The organism is Natrinema soli, from assembly GCF_028618695.1.
Genome location: NZ_JAQIVI010000022.1, coordinates 39312 through 54742, shown reverse-complemented (window position 1 = coordinate 54742; position 15431 = coordinate 39312). Strand labels below are relative to the sequence as shown.

The following is a 15431-nucleotide window of genomic DNA, read 5'->3' as shown; positions in this document are numbered from 1 at the left end:
CGGTACCGAGCGATCGGAGAACCACGGACTCGAACCCGTTTGAATCCCCGCGATGGCGACTGGACCGCTCGCTCATCTGCACCGAGAGAGGACGAATCCGCTGACGAGGGCGAGAACGGTGAGACCGAACAGGTTCAGTATCGTGACGACGTACGCCGCGGACCCGGTATCGAGAGAGACGAACCACAGCAACGAGAGGCCCAGAAACCCCACGGAAAACGTAAACAGCAACTGCCATCCCTGCTCGTAGTCGCAAAGGTGATCGAGGTAACTTTTATCGTATTTGCCAGCCATGTCTCTCTCCACTCCCTCGGTCGCAAAAATCCTTTGGTACCCATTCTCGAGGTAGCAACCGGCGAGTCCGTCACAGTCGAAGAGTAGACCATCGAACGTCCCAAATCGTGGATCGGTGCCCTGCTATCAGGCCAGCTCGTCGATAGAAGCGGTTTCTTCGGCGTCGTCAAGCGGCTCGCTCTCCCAGTATTCGTGGGACTCGTCCTCCCGGAAGCAGGCGACGAACGAGCCATCGTCCGTATCGACCATGGACGGCATCTCTCGTCGACAGACGTCGCGGGCCTCCGGACACCGAGTATGGAACGGACAGCCGCTCGGCGGATCCGTCGGGTCCGGGATGTCAATCTCCCGAACCGGCGGTTTCGTCTTCTGGGCTTCCCTCGCCGCGTCCGGATCGAGCGGCGGCGTCGCCCACCGCAGCACCTTCGTGTAGGGATGTTTCGGATCGTGGATAATCTCCTTCGCTGGCCCGATCTCGACGAGATTGCCCAGGTACATGATTCCGATACGACCCCCGGACTTTTCGGCGAGATACCGTGCGTTCGCGAAGTCGTGAGAGATAAACAGGTACGACGTATCGAACATCTCCTGCAAGTTGAGCATGAGATCCATCATCTCGACACGCAACGAGACGTCGAGCGCGCTGACCGCCTCGTCCGCGAGGATGAGGTCCGGACTCATCAGCAGCGATCGCAGGAGGACGACGCGTTGTTTTTCGCCGCCGGACAGCTGGTGCGGAAACCGAACCGCGTAGTCCTCAGCGGGTTTCATCCCGACCCGCTCGAGGAGATTTGAGATCACCGTTTCGCGGTCGCTGGAGTTCAGATCCGGGCGCCATCGCTTGAGCGGGGCGGCAAGACTCGTCCGCACGGTTCGACTCGGGTTCAGGGAACTGCCCGGATCCTGATGAACGATCTGTAAGGCTCGGCGGACCTCGTCAGGGTCGATGTCGGCGTTCCCCCGTTTCGCCTCCCAGATGTCCATTCCTCGGTAGGTCACCGTCCCCGATGTCGGCTCCTGGATACCGATCGCGGTTTTGCCGAGGGTCGTTTTTCCGCAGCCGGATTCGCCGACGAGCGCGATGACCTCGTTCTCTTTGATGTCGAGCGAAACATCGTCGACCGCGCGAACCGTCATGTCCTTGTTGAATACCTTGTCGATGAAACTGGCCTGATCGAAGTGGACGTCGACATTGGTCAACGACATGAGAGTCTCGGTATCGGAACGGTCGGCTGGCGACATCGACTCCGATTCGAGCTCTTCGACACCGAGGTCGTACTGGACGGCATCGGCCGATTCCTCCCAGTGGAAACACGTGACTTCTTGTCCGTCGTCAACGCTGTGATACCCGGGGTCTTCCTGGACGCACTTCTCGGTCGATATCGGACATCGGGGATGATACGAACAACCGGACGGCGTGTCGACCGGGTCCGGACTTTCGCCGTCGATCGGATTCATATTCTCTAGCGGAGCGTCGACGCTCGGCACCGACTTCAACAACGCCCTCGTATACGGATGGGACGCGTTCCGGACGACGTGATCGCTGGGACCAAACTCGACGAATTCGAACGCGTACATCACCGCGAGACGGTCGGCCAATCCCGCAACCAGCGGTAGATCGTGCGTGATGAAAACGATCGTGAGATCGTACTCGTTCTGGAGGGTCTCGAGAAGGTTCATAATCGACCGCTGCATGAGCAAGTCGAGTGCGGCCGTCGGCTCGTCCATGACGAGCACCTCGGGGTCGAGAACGAGGCTCAGCGCGATCAGCGCTCGCTGTTTCATACCGCCGGAGAGCTCGTGCGGGTACGAGGAGAGCACCCGGTCTGGATCGAGATAGAGGTCGGTGAGGAGCTGACGAGCGTGGGCCATTCGCTCGTCCATGTCTTTCCCGTGGGCCCGGATCGTCTCCTCGAAGTGTTCCCTGATCTTCATTGTCGGATTGAACGAACTCATCGCCCCCTGGAACACCATCGAAATCTCTTCCCAGCGGAACTGCTCGAGTTGGTCGTCGGTCAGCGAGAGAACGTCGACGGGATCACCATCTGTGGGGTGAAACCATATTTCACCCGACGCTTCGCCGGGATCGACGACCGCGTTGAGCAACGACGCCGCAAACATGGACTTCCCGCTGCCGCTCTCGCCGACGATTCCGAGCATCTCATTGCGGTTAACGTCGAAGCTCACGCTGTCGAGGACGCGTGACGTGCCGCGGTCCATATCAAAGGTTACACTCACGTCGCGGACCTCGAGGATCGTCTGCTGATTGTTCTCGGTATAGGATTCGTACTCCTGTTTACTCTGTGTCATTCTACTGTCATAGATCTTCGTTTGCTTGGCGGTAATTCACGCGCCATCCGGTCGTTCGCTTCGTAAGGTACGTGTTGACACACGGTCATATAAACCTTTTCGGCGGGAGCCCGGGACGGACGCGTCGGGGCTGATCGACCGAACAGTCGCGACGCTCACAGGCAGTACGCCCCTATCCGTCAGTTGCCTCTGTCCGTCTGAGTCTATCGAGCGAACGGTCAGCAGCGTCTCTCACATCCGCATTGGGATCGCTTTCGGCGAGTTCAGCGATGGTTGCATAAGCGGTGACGTCGCCGGCGAAACCGAGTGCAAGCGCTGCATTCGCTCGAACGGACGGATCGTCGTCCTCGAGTCGCGCTCGAAGCTTCGGAATCATCGATTCGACGGCCTTCGGTTGCGCGTTCGCAGCGTCTGCAAGAAGGGTAATACCGTTCGTCCGCCGTTCAGCGTTGCGCGACTCGACGAACTTCGACAGATCGTCGACGATCGGCGCAACGGCGTGACCGACCCGCTCCGGACATGCGTCCCCGACGGCCACGAGCGTGTCCGCTGCTCGCCACGGAACCGGATGTTTTCCGTCCGACGCGATCCGCGTCGCGAGAGCTGACACGAACGGTTCCACCTCTCGAGGGAACTCCAATGCGATAGCCTCGAGTACCTCACAGGCGCCCGCCCGAACGAGAGTATTGTCGTCCTCGAGCAGGTCAGCCACGTCGGAGACGGACCCCCGAATCGTGGCCGGATCCGCAGCCGCGATTCGTGTGAGCCCCGCGATCGCGTGAACGCGTACCTCGTCTCGGTTTTTTCGTTCCTGTTTCAGCGCGGCACCCCTGTGCGGTCCGGCGTCCGGAATACCGTCGGGCGTCGAATCGTCGACTGGTATGACCGGTTCGTGACAGATCGCGAGCAACGAATCGACGGCGGGGACCACAGCGGTCGGTCGTTCGAGAGCGAGTTTCGCCAAGGCGAGGATGGCCGGTTCACGACCGGGGGTCGATCGATCGTCGGCGATCGCCCGGAGTTCGGGAACGACACGTTCGAACGGTTCGGGATGCCGCTCGACGAGCGCCTCGGTCGTCAGTACGGCCCGTCGACGGATGTCGGTGACGTCGGTAGTGAGATGCTCCTCGAGACGAGCCACGGTGGCGTCGACGGCCGCCGATCGAACCGCCGCGAGTTCCGTGAATGCCTCGAACGCAATCGATCGTGTTTGCTGATCGCCGTCAACGAGAAGATCGACGACGTCGTCGACATCGACCGACGACGGCTCCGTTTTGGCCGCTTCCTGCAGCGCTGACGCGTGTTCGATCTCGTCCTCCGAGGGGCCGGCCATGGCACAGACGATACTATCCAGGTATATATTTGCTGTCCAACGGGAGAGAATAGAGACGCACCTCCATCGCCGCTCGCAGCTACTGTTCATATCCAGTGGGTAGCTCGACCACGAGCAGTTTACTGCGAATATCGACTGCCCGCATCGTCCGTGAACTCCGGAGAACGTGACGCTTCTTCCCTCGGTGGTATGTCAGGGCCGGAGAACGGCCTTGATAACACCATCGCGACGTTCGCGGACGCACTCGAGTGCATCGTCGTACGCTGCGAGGTCGAACTCGTGGGTGACGATACCGTCGATGGTGAGTTCCCCCCGCTCGAACAGTTCGATTACGTCGTCGATTGCATGGGAGGCGGTAACACCACCGACGACCGACAATTCCTTGGCGACGATATCGTTCGGATCGATCTCTCGGGGACCGTTAAAGACGCCCGTTAGTGCGATCTGGCCCTGTTTAGCGGCGATTTTCAGACATGTGTTCACCACGTCCCCAGCACCCGCCGCCTCGACACAGACCTCGACCCCGTGTCCGTCGGTGTACTCGTCGACCACCGACACCGGATCCGCCTCGTGAACGTTGACCGTCTTCGTCGCGCCAAGGGTGCGGCCGACATTGAGTCGTTCCTCACGCGTGCCGGTAAGAATCACATCCTCGACTCCCCTGGCACGGAGTAACTGAACGCCAAACAACCCCAGCGATCCCGGCCCGAGGACCGCAGCAGTATCCGAAACTGACGTCTCGATGCGTTTCATCGCGTGGAGCGTACACGCCGCAGAATCGATCTGACAGGCTTCGAGATCCGAGATGCTGTCGGGGAGCGGGTTCAACGTGTCGACAGGGAAGGCGGCATACTCTCGATAGCCGCCGTCGACTGTGAATCCGATTTCGCGAAGGTCATCACACTGGTAGTACCGACCTTCCCGACAGGGAGTACAAGTGCCACAGTAGATGAACCCATGGAGGGCGACTCGATCACCCACCGAAAGCGAATCGATATCCTCGCCGAGTTCGACGACCTCCGCACAGACCTCGTGTCCTGGAACGAGCGGATACTGGGTCCAGGGCGGCCCTTCGCCACTGATTAATCCGATATCACTCCCACAGATTCCGACTGTACGAATCTTCACGACCGCTTCGCCCGGATTCGGTTCGGGTCGTTCGCGCGTCTCCTCCCATACGTTTCCCTCTCCGTCAGTGGCTATCGTTCGCATTCAGAGATCACTCCAACCTTCGAACAATAGATACTATCCAACTGGTATAAATCATTGGGAAAATAGACCACCAACCGATAGCTCCAAAACGCCGTATGGTTGCCACTGAACGTCACTGCACACCTGATCGCATGACAGCGATACGATCAGCGTGTAACTCGTTTCAGTGGCTACTATCGGTTACAATCGGGACTGAACTCGATCTCTGTGACCGCAAGGACGACTCGTCGGTACGGTCTCCCGCACTCGCCGGGATACCCCGCGTCGTTTGGTATGGCGAAATAGGTGGACGTGTCTCCGAGAGGGCGACAATCCAAGACAGGTGCGGGTAGTATATCGTAGATATTGCTGTGCAACGGACATGGAATTCAGTATATCTGGCGGTACAGGCCTAATTAATCGGTATATCTGGGATCACTGTCGTCGGACGAGAACTGTTTAACAGGACCAAACATTTATGGGGCGTGTTATTGCATACCAGTATAAGAAATGGTGAACGCGAAAAACCCGGTACAGGCGGTCCAACGATCGCTCGATATCGTCGACATCCTTACCGAGAGAGAGGGAGCGCGCGTTACCGAAATCGCGAATGAGGTCGGCATCTCGAAGGGCACGGTCCACTGTCACTTAGCGACCCTCGAGGAGAACGGCTACGTCATCAACGAAGGCGACGGGTACAAACTCGGATTGCGGTTCATCGATATCGCACACCACGCGAAAAACCGGATCGACATCCACGATATTGCGACAAAGGAAGTAGACACACTCGCCGAAGAGTCCGGAGAAATGGCACTGTTCACCGTCGAAGAACGCGGCGAAGGCGTCTGCCTTCACACTGCCGAAGGAGAAAACGCCGTCCAGACGGAGGTGTACGTCGGCTATCGAAACGAACTCTATCATACCGCCGTCGGAAAGGCGATGCTCGCGTTCATGCCTCCCGCAAAACGCGATCGGATCATCGAAGAGACTGAGTTCGAGGCCATCTCGCCGAACACGATCACTGACGAAGCAGAGTTACGGAACGAGCTCGAGCAGATCCGCGAAGAGGGTATCGCATACAATCACGGTGAAACCATTCCGGGATTGGTCGGCGTCGGTACTCCGATCCACGACCAAGATGGCGGTCTGTACGGTGCGATCAGCATTATCGGTCCGGGTAGACGAATGAACGAAGAACGCCTTACTGGTGAACTTCCAGAAATGATCCGCCAGGCGGTCAATATTATCGAAATCAATTCCACATCGCTCTGATCGATTCATGTCATTCATATACTCTCGGTATAACTGATTGTGCGATTCACCGTTATCAGTCGGCGAATCTCCACACTGGTTGGAAGCCAGAATATACTCGCCTTCGTTGTACGCCACTGCGGTACAAGTAGTAACACTTGAACGACAGATGAACTCATCCCGCGGCAGTATCGTGGATACGTGCTGTTTAGTATGAGAAAACAATAGCTGATGAGCAGACCATCCGATCAAACCGATGATTCAGACCTTGATACACTCGAATGCATTCGACCCTGAAACTGCACAACGCACGAGTGCCGATCGCAGTCGTGAGATCGTATTGCACGGCGCGCAAATCACACCCCTATGTATGTAACATATCCATAGAATCAGTATATTTGGTACCGTCTCGGTAGCGTGGTTTGAGAAGCGAGCAGGTCAGAGAGCTCGTTTGTCCATGTTGGTCGCAGACCTGCTCAGCGAGCGCTACGCAGCGGAATTTGATGACTGTTGGGAGCGTGAGCGGAGGCGCTCGTTCAGAGTAGCGCGTGAAGGAGTGAGGCGGTGGAACTCGTTGTGCCATGCCAGAATTCGACCGCCTCGACGGCGCTAGCATCGAGATCGGGTGAGACTTTCTGGAGCGCGAGCAGACACCGCGCGAACTACTGGCGCTCAGTATCCAGCTTCAGTTGTGCGGGTTATCACTTTCAGAGACTGTCTCTGTCTTGGAATGGTTCGGTATCAAACGGGCGCGTTCGACTGTTCATAACTGGATCCAGAAAGCCGACTTACAGCCGCAGACGGTGCCCGGCCGGATCACATCGCGCTCGACGATCAGCGCTACTGGCTGCACGCTGCTGTCGATCCCGAAACGAACGAGTTCCCCCATGTCAGGCTGTTTCCGGCGAGGAACGAAGGTGTTCCCTCGATCATCCGCTCCGAACGCTTCGAGAAACACGATGTCGACGATGCCGTGGTTCTCGTCGATTCCGGATCCTGGCTGAAAGATGTACTCAACCGATACGATCTCCGATTTCGATACGAAAAACACGGAAATCGGAACGCCATCGAACGTCTCTTTCAAGAAGTAAAATAACGAACCTACCAGTTCGGAAATTATTTCAGAAACGCCGAATCGAATACCGCCGAAACCTGGCTCCAGAGTACGCGTACGTAGGGAATCAACTGCTCTGAACACGGCCCGTGTAACCGATGACCGCGGGATCATAGCTTATATGTGCGTTTATTCACTACTAGTGATGTGTTATTCCATCTGTTACCATATTCTCCCGTAGCGTGATCTCACACGTTGTTTGTTATATGCAAACCGAGGCCATTTATTCAGTGTTCTGAGTCCCGCATTTACGAGCATAGGGTTGTAATAGCAGAGTCTGGTAAACCCCTACTTTGTCAATACCAATCCGTCTGATTGTGAATGCTATCCAGTTCGGTCTTTCGAATGTCTAGTATCCTCGATTTCATTCGCTGCCTCTTTTATTCTCCCAGGTGTCTTCTCGCTGCCTGTTTTGTCTGCCCCGAGCTGTCTAGTTGCTCGATTCGAAGCGCTCCGACGATGTCGAACTGCTTCTGTTCGGAGAAATACGCGTCTAGATCGGTCTGATTAGTACTTCACGGCCACTGAGTGATTTCTTGAATAGATATTCCAATTTCGTGAGATTCATACGGAATATAATTTCTCTCCAGAGGGAGGCTGCTCAGTTACGAACGTGTGTCGAACGAGCCCGGTAGCTACCTCGTAATCGGGGACAGAAAACCGATAGATGAACACAGTCGGATCATGCGACCGATGTAACAGCAATCCAACTATATGAGTAGCGCTACTGGATGTGTGCTGTTTCGATATTTAAAACGAGCGTATTTCTCCACGTTGGGATCGCTTTAACACGTACAACTACACATACTGAGATGTTTCTAAACGACCTCACTGAGAAATACGATGTCGAAGACGCCGTGTTTCTCGCCGACTCAACGCCAGGAAGCCACTGAGAGCAATCGTCCCAGTCTTCGTGAAGGGTGTATTCTGATATCACCACATCCTACTGATGAGATACAAACCGCCTCAGCGGCTTACTATAGCAGCTACTACAAGTCAATGCACACCTGACCGCACGACAGCTGTGCGATCAGTGTGTAAATAGTTGCAATTGCTGCTATAGCAGGACTGTCGTTCAGTAAGACCCAGTTTTCACAAATGTATTTCTGTAAATAGTCGTCTATCGAAGGGGGTTCTTGTATGAAATATCCAAACGATTTATCACCCAATACCATCCTATATCGGTGCATGAACGATTCCAACCATCAACTCGCCACGGTTCGTCGCACGTTCGAAATCCTTGAACTCCTCTGGGAAAACGATTCTCTCGGCGTTACCGAACTCGCCGACCATCTCGACACTCATCGGAGCACTGTCCATGCATATCTCCGCACGCTCGAAGCCACTGGGTTCGTCATTAACGTCGATGGACGATACCGACTCGGGTTCCGTTTCCTCGAGTTCGGTGGACGTGTGAAATATCGAAATCGGCTATTCCGAGCGTCTCAGACTGAGCTTACCCACCTTGCAGATGATACCGGATTTACCGCAGTGCTCACGATCGAGGAAAACGGTGAACTCGTCATCGCACATATCGAAGACGGACAACGTTCGCTACAGCTCGGATTATACACCGGGATGCGTAACCCCCTGCACGCCAATGCCTCGGGCAAGGCGATTCTCGCCTACTCTTCTACCGAGGAGATCGATCAATTCTTCGCCACTCGTACCCTTGAGGCGCCCACCGAACACACGAAGACGGATCCCGACGCGATCCGAGACGAGCTCGCTGCTATTCGGGAAACTGGCTACGCTTGCGATTGGGACGAACAGGTCATCGGGATGGGGCTTCTCGGCGCCCCGATCATAGTCGCAGGATCCGTCCTCGGGGCTATCGGACTGGTCTGTCCGACGAACCAAGTTACGGATGAGGATCAGCGTTCTGATCTCGCGAAGCGAGTAAAGCAGTCAGCGGATATTATCTCGGTCAACTATCAATACGGATAGTGACGGGGTAGTTGAGGAAGCTCCGCGACGAATGCGGTTGATCTTGCGCTCGCGACCGCCCGCTCGACGTGACGGAAGCCGAGTTTATCGAGACCGAGACGGACGATGCGATACTGGACGCGAACGATCCGACCGAGGCGTCCGTACAGATGGCGATGTGGTCTTCGACAGCAAACGCGGCACTATCTCGAACAGAACCGCTTCATACTCGAGCGAACGAGTCAGTCGCTTCAATGAGGGCCCGTCCGCGTTTTTCGAGAACGGTCAGCCAGCGTAGAAATAACGGGCTCCACGTTTTCACCTCGGTCGAGCCGACTTAGCAGGGCTGCAGGAGAAGCCGCCGTACCGGAGGTCGCTCTCACGGGCACAGAGCGCAGTCGTACGGGCCGAGCGTTGCCACGAGAAACCGGTCGCATCTCGTCCGCCACTCCATCATAGACGTTGGTGCACAATCTATTTATAACCCTATTCCATTTATACGCTTGTTCCACCATGATGGACATTGACAGACGTGATCTACTTCGGGGGGCAGGTGCAACTATAACCATCGGTACAACTGGACTTGCGGGTTGTCTCGGTGGGGATGAAAGCGATTTAGGAGACGAAATCATTATCGGGTGTCCGACAGCGCTCAGCGGAGCGTTCGCTCCGTACGGAGAGGCTGAGCGTGACGGCGGCCAACTCGCAGCAGAACATCTCGAGGAGGAATTCGACATTTCGATAGAGATCGTCCCTGGTGACACCGCGGCGGACCCGAACGAAGCGGTCGATCAGATAGAAGGAATGGTGGTCGACGAGGGCGCCCACGTGGCATACGGCGGCGTCAGTTCCGCCGTCGGGCTCGCGGTGGGTAACTGGGGGACCGAAAATCAAGTCCCCGTTTGCGTCCACGGCGGCTCTGACGATATCACAGGGGCGCAGTGCTCGTCGTATATGTTCAGTACGTATATGTCGAACACGATGCAGGTCGCGCCGACGGCACCCGCGATGGCGGACCTCGAGGACAATTGGTATCTCCTCTACTCGGACTATACGTGGGGCGATACGGCCCAGGAGGCATACACCGAGGCGCTCGAGGCGGAGGGTGCAAACATCGTTGGCAAGGAGGCAGTGCCGTTCCCTACGCAGGAGTACAATCCGTATCTCAACAGTGCGGAAGACTCCGGTGCAGACGGGATCGCACTGCTCGTCGCTGGGCTTGACCAGCGAGCGTCGACCAGCCAAATACTGAACCGCGAGATGCAGGACGACTATTCGTTCATGATGCACCAGACCGAGGACGTCGGACTCTGGGGAATCGACTCAGAAGCAGCTTCTATTCTCGATGTCAACAGTCAGGGATGGAGTCCAGCACTCGATGTCCCCGAAGAGTGGTTAGAGGAACTCGCCGAGTTCTCGGACCACGACCCGTTCGTCCGCCATTTCTTCGGCTACGCCTCCGTCGACCAGCTAGTCCGCGCGTCGATACGGGCGGATTCGGTCGAGGGCGAGGCGATTCGAGACGAACTCAGCGGTCACGAAGTCGAAAACGAGACGATTTACGACCTCCAGCCGACCGAGGAAACGATTTACTGGCGGGAGGACGATCATCAGCTCATCCAGCCCACGTACGTGACTAGCGGGAGGGCTGTTAGCGACCAACAAAACGACCCGTACAATGTCTGGTTCGACGTCGATCATACAATGGAAGATGAGGAGGCGTCCCCCGAACCATCCGACGCGTGTGAACTGTAACACAGATGGCTACGGCTACACTCGAACGATTCACGCTCGGATCGCGGTCGACGGCTGCTCGAGCGCTGCTAGTCCTCACCATCGCGCTCCTCCTCGTTACGCTGGCAGTTCGGCCTCGGCTGTTCGTACAGAACCTCATTGGGGGAATCGCATACGGGATGGTCCTGGCGTTGATCGCGCTCGGATTGGCACTCATTCTGGGCCTCCTCGGGGTCGTGAACTTCGCCCACGGGGGACTGTTTATGTTAGGCGCCTACGGTGCCTACGAAGTCGTCGCACTACAGGCGCTTCCGTTCTGGGCAGCGCTCGTCATTGTCCCGGTCGCCGTTGGGCTACTCGGCGTTGCAATGGAAGTCAGCGTTCTCCGTCGACTCTACGGCGAAAATCCGATTATCGGACTTCTGGCGACGTTCGGCATTTTCGTGATGATCGAAGAGGCTGCGAGGGCCAGATGGGGCGGAACGCCGCTCACGTTCGGGGTTCCACCCGTCCTCCGAGGATCCGTGCCGATCGGCTTCGGCCAGATCGCGACGCTGCGACTCGTCACGGTCCTGATCGCGTCTCTCATTATCGTCGGTACCTACCTGCTCATGTATCGGACCGATTTCGGACTTACCATTCGGGCCGGACTACAGGACAGAGAGATGGCCGAATTCATCGGAATCGATATTCCGACACGGTTCACCATCGTCTTTTTCCTGGGGGCCGCCATGGCCGGGTTGGCAGGCGTTCTCAGGGGCGCTGAAGTCGGAATGGATCTCACGATCGGATTCGAGTACGTCCTCCTGGCGTTCGTTATCGTTATCGTCGGCGGTGTCGGGAGCATCTTCGGTAGCGTCGTCAGCGGTCTCCTGATCGGAATCGGCGTGTTCGTCGGACCGACCGTGGTTCGCGCTCTGGGGACCGTAACCGGTATCGAGGCGCTCAACGTCTCCGGGATCGGGAGCGTCGTTCCGTACATCATCATGCTCGTCGTGCTGCTGGTCAGGCCGCGCGGCCTCTTCGGTGAGGAGGGGTTACTCGAATGAGCTACTCGTCACACATCGAGAGGGTATACGGTATCGTGAACGCGGAGACCGTTCGGTCGCTTCGAGTTCCGATCGGTCTCGTCCTGGTTGCGCTCTTGATCAGACCGTTCCTCGGGCTCACGATCGGCAGTGCACACATCGCGACCACGATCCTCATCTGGATGCTGTTCGCTGCCTCGTTCAACCTCCTGTTCGGCTACGTGGGACTACTCTCGTTCGGTCACGCGATATTCCTCGGAACCGGCGTGTACGTGACCGCCATCGGAATCTCCGAGTTCGACCTTCCGTTCTCGCTCCTGACGATCCTCGGTATCGCCATCGCGAGTGCGCTCGCGTACGTGATCGGTCGGATTACTGTTCACTACGGCGAGATATATTTCGCCATGCTCACGCTGGCGTTCGCAATGGGCGTCCACTTCATCGTCGATTCTAACCCGTACGGCCTGACGGGCGGCTCCGACGGGCTCCGTTCGGGAACGACGCCGGACTGGATTACCAGTTTTCGCGGCGAACGGATCGTCGACATCGGCTGGTTCGCCGATCTGCTTTCGCTCATCGGGCTCGAGCCCAGCTACTACTGGTTCGTCGCGCTCGTGTTCGTCGTGACGATGATCTTGTTGTGGCAGGTCGTGCGGTCTCCGTTCGGCCGGACGCTCGTCGCCATTCGGGACAACGAGGATCTCGCACGAGCGATGGGGATCTCGGCGAACCGGTACAAGGTGTGGGCGTTCACGCTGTCGGGTGCGTTCTCCGCCGTCGCGGGAGCGCTCCTGATGATTAGTAATTACGGTGCGGCCGTCGCAAACTTCGGCCCCGAAACCAGCGCTAACGTGCTCCTGATGACGATCTTCGGCGGCGCGAACTTCTTCTTCGGGCCGCTTATCGGTGCGCTCAGCTGGTTCGGGATCCGAGAGTTCCTGCAGTCACTCGACGTGCTACAGCTACCGATCGTCGGCGCGGTCGAAGTCGGTGCAATTCTCAGTTACTGGCAGTTCTTCTTCGGACTCGCGTTCGTCCTCGTTATTCTGGTGTCTCCCCGCAACGGGCTCTGGGGATTCATCCGAAGCGACGGCCGTGACGTGATCGCTGCTGTCCGGAGGTGGGGCCGATGACCGAGCCTCGCTCCGATCGTGGCGCCGTGAGACCGAGTTCAGAGACAACTATGAGTGATACGGATATGATACAGCCGGAAGACGATCCGTCGGAAGCGGCACTGGGGGCCAGCGGACTCACCCGTACGTTCGGTGGATTCGTCGCCGTCGATCGCGTCGATATTGCCGTTCGAGAGGGTGAACTACGGTCGATTATCGGTCCGAACGGGGCCGGCAAAACGACACTGTTCAACATTCTCACGAACGCGCTCTCACCGTCGGCGGGAGAAGTCTACTACGACGGGACCGAGATTACCGACGTTCCCCAGCACGAACGACCCCACATGGGACTCGTCCGGTCGTTTCAGTCGAACCAGCTATTCGAAGAGCAAACGACGCTCGAGAACGTCCGGATCGTCGCCCAGACGATCGAGCAAGGGTCGTTCTCGTTCGACCTGTTTCGCCGGGGGCAGCGCGTCGCCGAGGAAACGGCCTACGAGATACTCGACCGCGTCGGCCTCGCGCCACTGGCGGAGGAAGAAGCGACGAACCTCTCTCACGGCGACCAGCGACGACTTAGTATCGCGATGGCGCTGGCGACGGACCCGTCAGTCTTGCTGCTGGACGAACCGACCAGCGGCATGGGACCCACCGAAACCGAAGAGACCGCGGCCATGATCGAGTCGATCCAGTCCGAGTTCGATCTCACGCTGCTGCTGATCGAACACGATATGAGCATCGTGCTCTCGATGAGCGACCGGATCACCGTCCTTAATCGCGGCGAGGTGCTCGCGACTGGAACGCCGGACGAGATTCAGGAAAATGCTCAGGTACAGGACGCGTACCTCGGCGGAATGAGGGACGAACTATGACGCTGCTCGCAATCGACGGACTCGAAGCCGGCTACGAAACCGGCCAGGTGCTGTTCGACGTGGACCTGGAGATCGCGGAGGGTGAGATCGTCTCCCTGCTCGGGCGAAACGGCGCCGGGAAAACGACGACTATGCGGTCGATCGTCGGCGCAGATATGCCCCACGTTTCCGCCGGGACGATCACGTTCCGAGAGCAGAACCTCCTCGAGCGACGGAGCCACGAGATCGCGGAGCTGGGACTCAGCTACGTCCCCGAGGCGCGACGCTGTTTTCCCCGATTAACCGTCACCGAAAACATTCACGTCGCGGCGACCGCCGTGAACGATCCGCTCCCGGAATCAGACATGTTCGAGGTCTTCCCCGAACTCGATGAGATACGCGATCGGCAAGCGAAGAATCTGAGCGGTGGGCAACAGCAGATGGTCGCGATCGCTCGCGCGCTCGTCGCGAACCCGGACCTGATGTTACTCGACGAGCCCTGCGAGGGACTCGCGCCGATGATCGTTCGGCAGGTCGAGTCGGCCATCCAGCGGATCAACGACGAGCGTGACGTCACCGTCCTCATGGTCGAGCAGAACGTCGCCGCGGCGATGGCGATCGCGGATCGCCACTACATCCTCGAAGAGGGACATCTCGTCGACGAGGTAACGACGGAGCGTCTCAGAGCGGACGACGAGCTGCGACAAGCGTATCTCGGCGTCTGATCAACCGGAACTCGAGACACCGTTCCGCCTTACTCGTTCTCGTCTACCCGGTGACCACCCACGTATAACGACTCCGGCGGTAACCCCTGACTCTCGGGATAGTGGTCGGAATACTCCATCAGTTGGAACAGCGTGCCGGCCGGCGTCCGCGGGGAAACGAACGCCTCCGTCCACTCGTCGTACTCCTGGTAGTCGACGACGGGGAAATCGGTGGCTTCTAGCGTCTCGATGACCGCATCGATATCCGCTACCTCGAGGGTCACGTGGTGAAGCCCGGGGCCGTGTTCGTCGAGATACGCCGTCAGGAACGACTCCTCGGAGACGGGTTCGATGAGCTCGATTCGCGACGCATCCCCGAGGGAGTAGTATACCCATCGGAATCGATCGTCGACGACGTCGTCAGTGATCTTGTCACAACCGAGCGCGAAGAGCAGCGGTTCGGCGTCGCTCACGGACTCGACGGCGATTCCGATGTGATCGACGCGGATCGAACTGTCGTGCGATGACATGCCACTACTGAGTGGGATCGTCTGGATGAAATAGCTACCGGATCCGAGCAATT

The 15431-nt window shown here is 57.7% G+C and carries 12 protein-coding genes and 1 pseudogene; 8 read left to right on the top strand and 5 right to left on the bottom strand.

The window, feature by feature from the left end:
* Positions 1 to 72 precede the first annotated feature (72 nt).
* The 4 genes from PGX04_RS01460 to PGX04_RS01445 all read right to left on the bottom strand — a co-directional run bounded on the left by PGX04_RS01460 (position 73) and on the right by PGX04_RS01445 (position 5149).
* The gene (locus PGX04_RS01460) at positions 73 to 294 is read right to left on the bottom strand and encodes a hypothetical protein (protein ID WP_273736887.1); all 222 of its coding nucleotides are present in this window, start codon (positions 292 to 294) and stop codon (positions 73 to 75) included.
* Between the two features lie 126 nt (positions 295 to 420).
* The gene (locus PGX04_RS01455; RefSeq protein ID WP_273736886.1) at positions 421 to 2604 is read right to left on the bottom strand and encodes an ABC transporter ATP-binding protein; all 2184 of its coding nucleotides are present in this window, start codon (positions 2602 to 2604) and stop codon (positions 421 to 423) included.
* 172 nt (positions 2605 to 2776) lie between these two features.
* On the bottom strand, positions 2777 to 3937 hold the full coding sequence (locus tag PGX04_RS01450; protein WP_273736885.1) for a HEAT repeat domain-containing protein: 1161 nt from the start codon (positions 3935 to 3937) through the stop codon (positions 2777 to 2779).
* A gap of 192 nt (positions 3938 to 4129) precedes the next feature.
* The gene (locus tag PGX04_RS01445) at positions 4130 to 5149 is read right to left on the bottom strand and encodes a zinc-dependent alcohol dehydrogenase (protein WP_273736884.1); all 1020 of its coding nucleotides are present in this window, start codon (positions 5147 to 5149) and stop codon (positions 4130 to 4132) included.
* 489 nt (positions 5150 to 5638) lie between these two features.
* Between PGX04_RS01445 and PGX04_RS01440 the strand changes: the two genes are divergently transcribed.
* From PGX04_RS01440 to PGX04_RS01405, 8 genes and pseudogenes are all read left to right on the top strand, one after another.
* Positions 5639 to 6400: an IclR family transcriptional regulator gene (locus PGX04_RS01440; protein ID WP_273736883.1), complete on the top strand. Its 762-nt coding sequence runs from the start codon at positions 5639 to 5641 to the stop codon at positions 6398 to 6400.
* A 614-nt stretch (positions 6401 to 7014) separates the two neighbouring features.
* Positions 7015 to 7573, top strand: a pseudogene (locus PGX04_RS01435) (transposase domain-containing protein).
* A 1108-nt stretch (positions 7574 to 8681) separates the two neighbouring features.
* A complete protein-coding gene (locus PGX04_RS01430; RefSeq protein WP_273736882.1) occupies positions 8682 to 9440 on the top strand; it encodes an IclR family transcriptional regulator in 759 nt (252 codons plus the stop codon).
* Positions 9441 to 9935: 495 nt separating this feature from the next.
* Positions 9936 to 11174, top strand: a complete 1239-nt coding sequence (locus tag PGX04_RS01425; protein ID WP_273736881.1) for an ABC transporter substrate-binding protein — start codon at positions 9936 to 9938, stop codon at positions 11172 to 11174.
* A 5-nt stretch (positions 11175 to 11179) separates the two neighbouring features.
* Entirely contained in the window at positions 11180 to 12202 is a 1023-nt protein-coding gene (locus PGX04_RS01420; RefSeq protein WP_273736880.1) for a branched-chain amino acid ABC transporter permease, read from the top strand.
* Positions 12199 to 13314, top strand: a complete 1116-nt coding sequence (locus PGX04_RS01415) for a branched-chain amino acid ABC transporter permease (RefSeq protein WP_273736879.1) — start codon at positions 12199 to 12201, stop codon at positions 13312 to 13314. The genes PGX04_RS01420 and PGX04_RS01415 overlap by 4 nt, the downstream gene beginning before the upstream one ends.
* Positions 13315 to 13364: 50 nt before the next feature.
* The gene (locus tag PGX04_RS01410; RefSeq protein WP_273736878.1) at positions 13365 to 14165 is read left to right on the top strand and encodes an ABC transporter ATP-binding protein; all 801 of its coding nucleotides are present in this window, start codon (positions 13365 to 13367) and stop codon (positions 14163 to 14165) included.
* Complete coding sequence (locus tag PGX04_RS01405) at positions 14162 to 14869, top strand: ABC transporter ATP-binding protein (protein WP_273736877.1); 708 nt, start codon at positions 14162 to 14164, stop codon at positions 14867 to 14869. Before PGX04_RS01410 ends, PGX04_RS01405 begins: the two co-directional genes overlap by 4 nt.
* 29 nt (positions 14870 to 14898) lie before the next feature.
* Here PGX04_RS01405 and PGX04_RS01400 read toward each other — a convergent pair whose 3' ends face one another.
* Positions 14899 to 15378, bottom strand: a complete 480-nt coding sequence (locus PGX04_RS01400) for a VOC family protein (protein ID WP_273736876.1) — start codon at positions 15376 to 15378, stop codon at positions 14899 to 14901.
* Between the last annotated feature and the right edge of the window lie 53 nt (positions 15379 to 15431).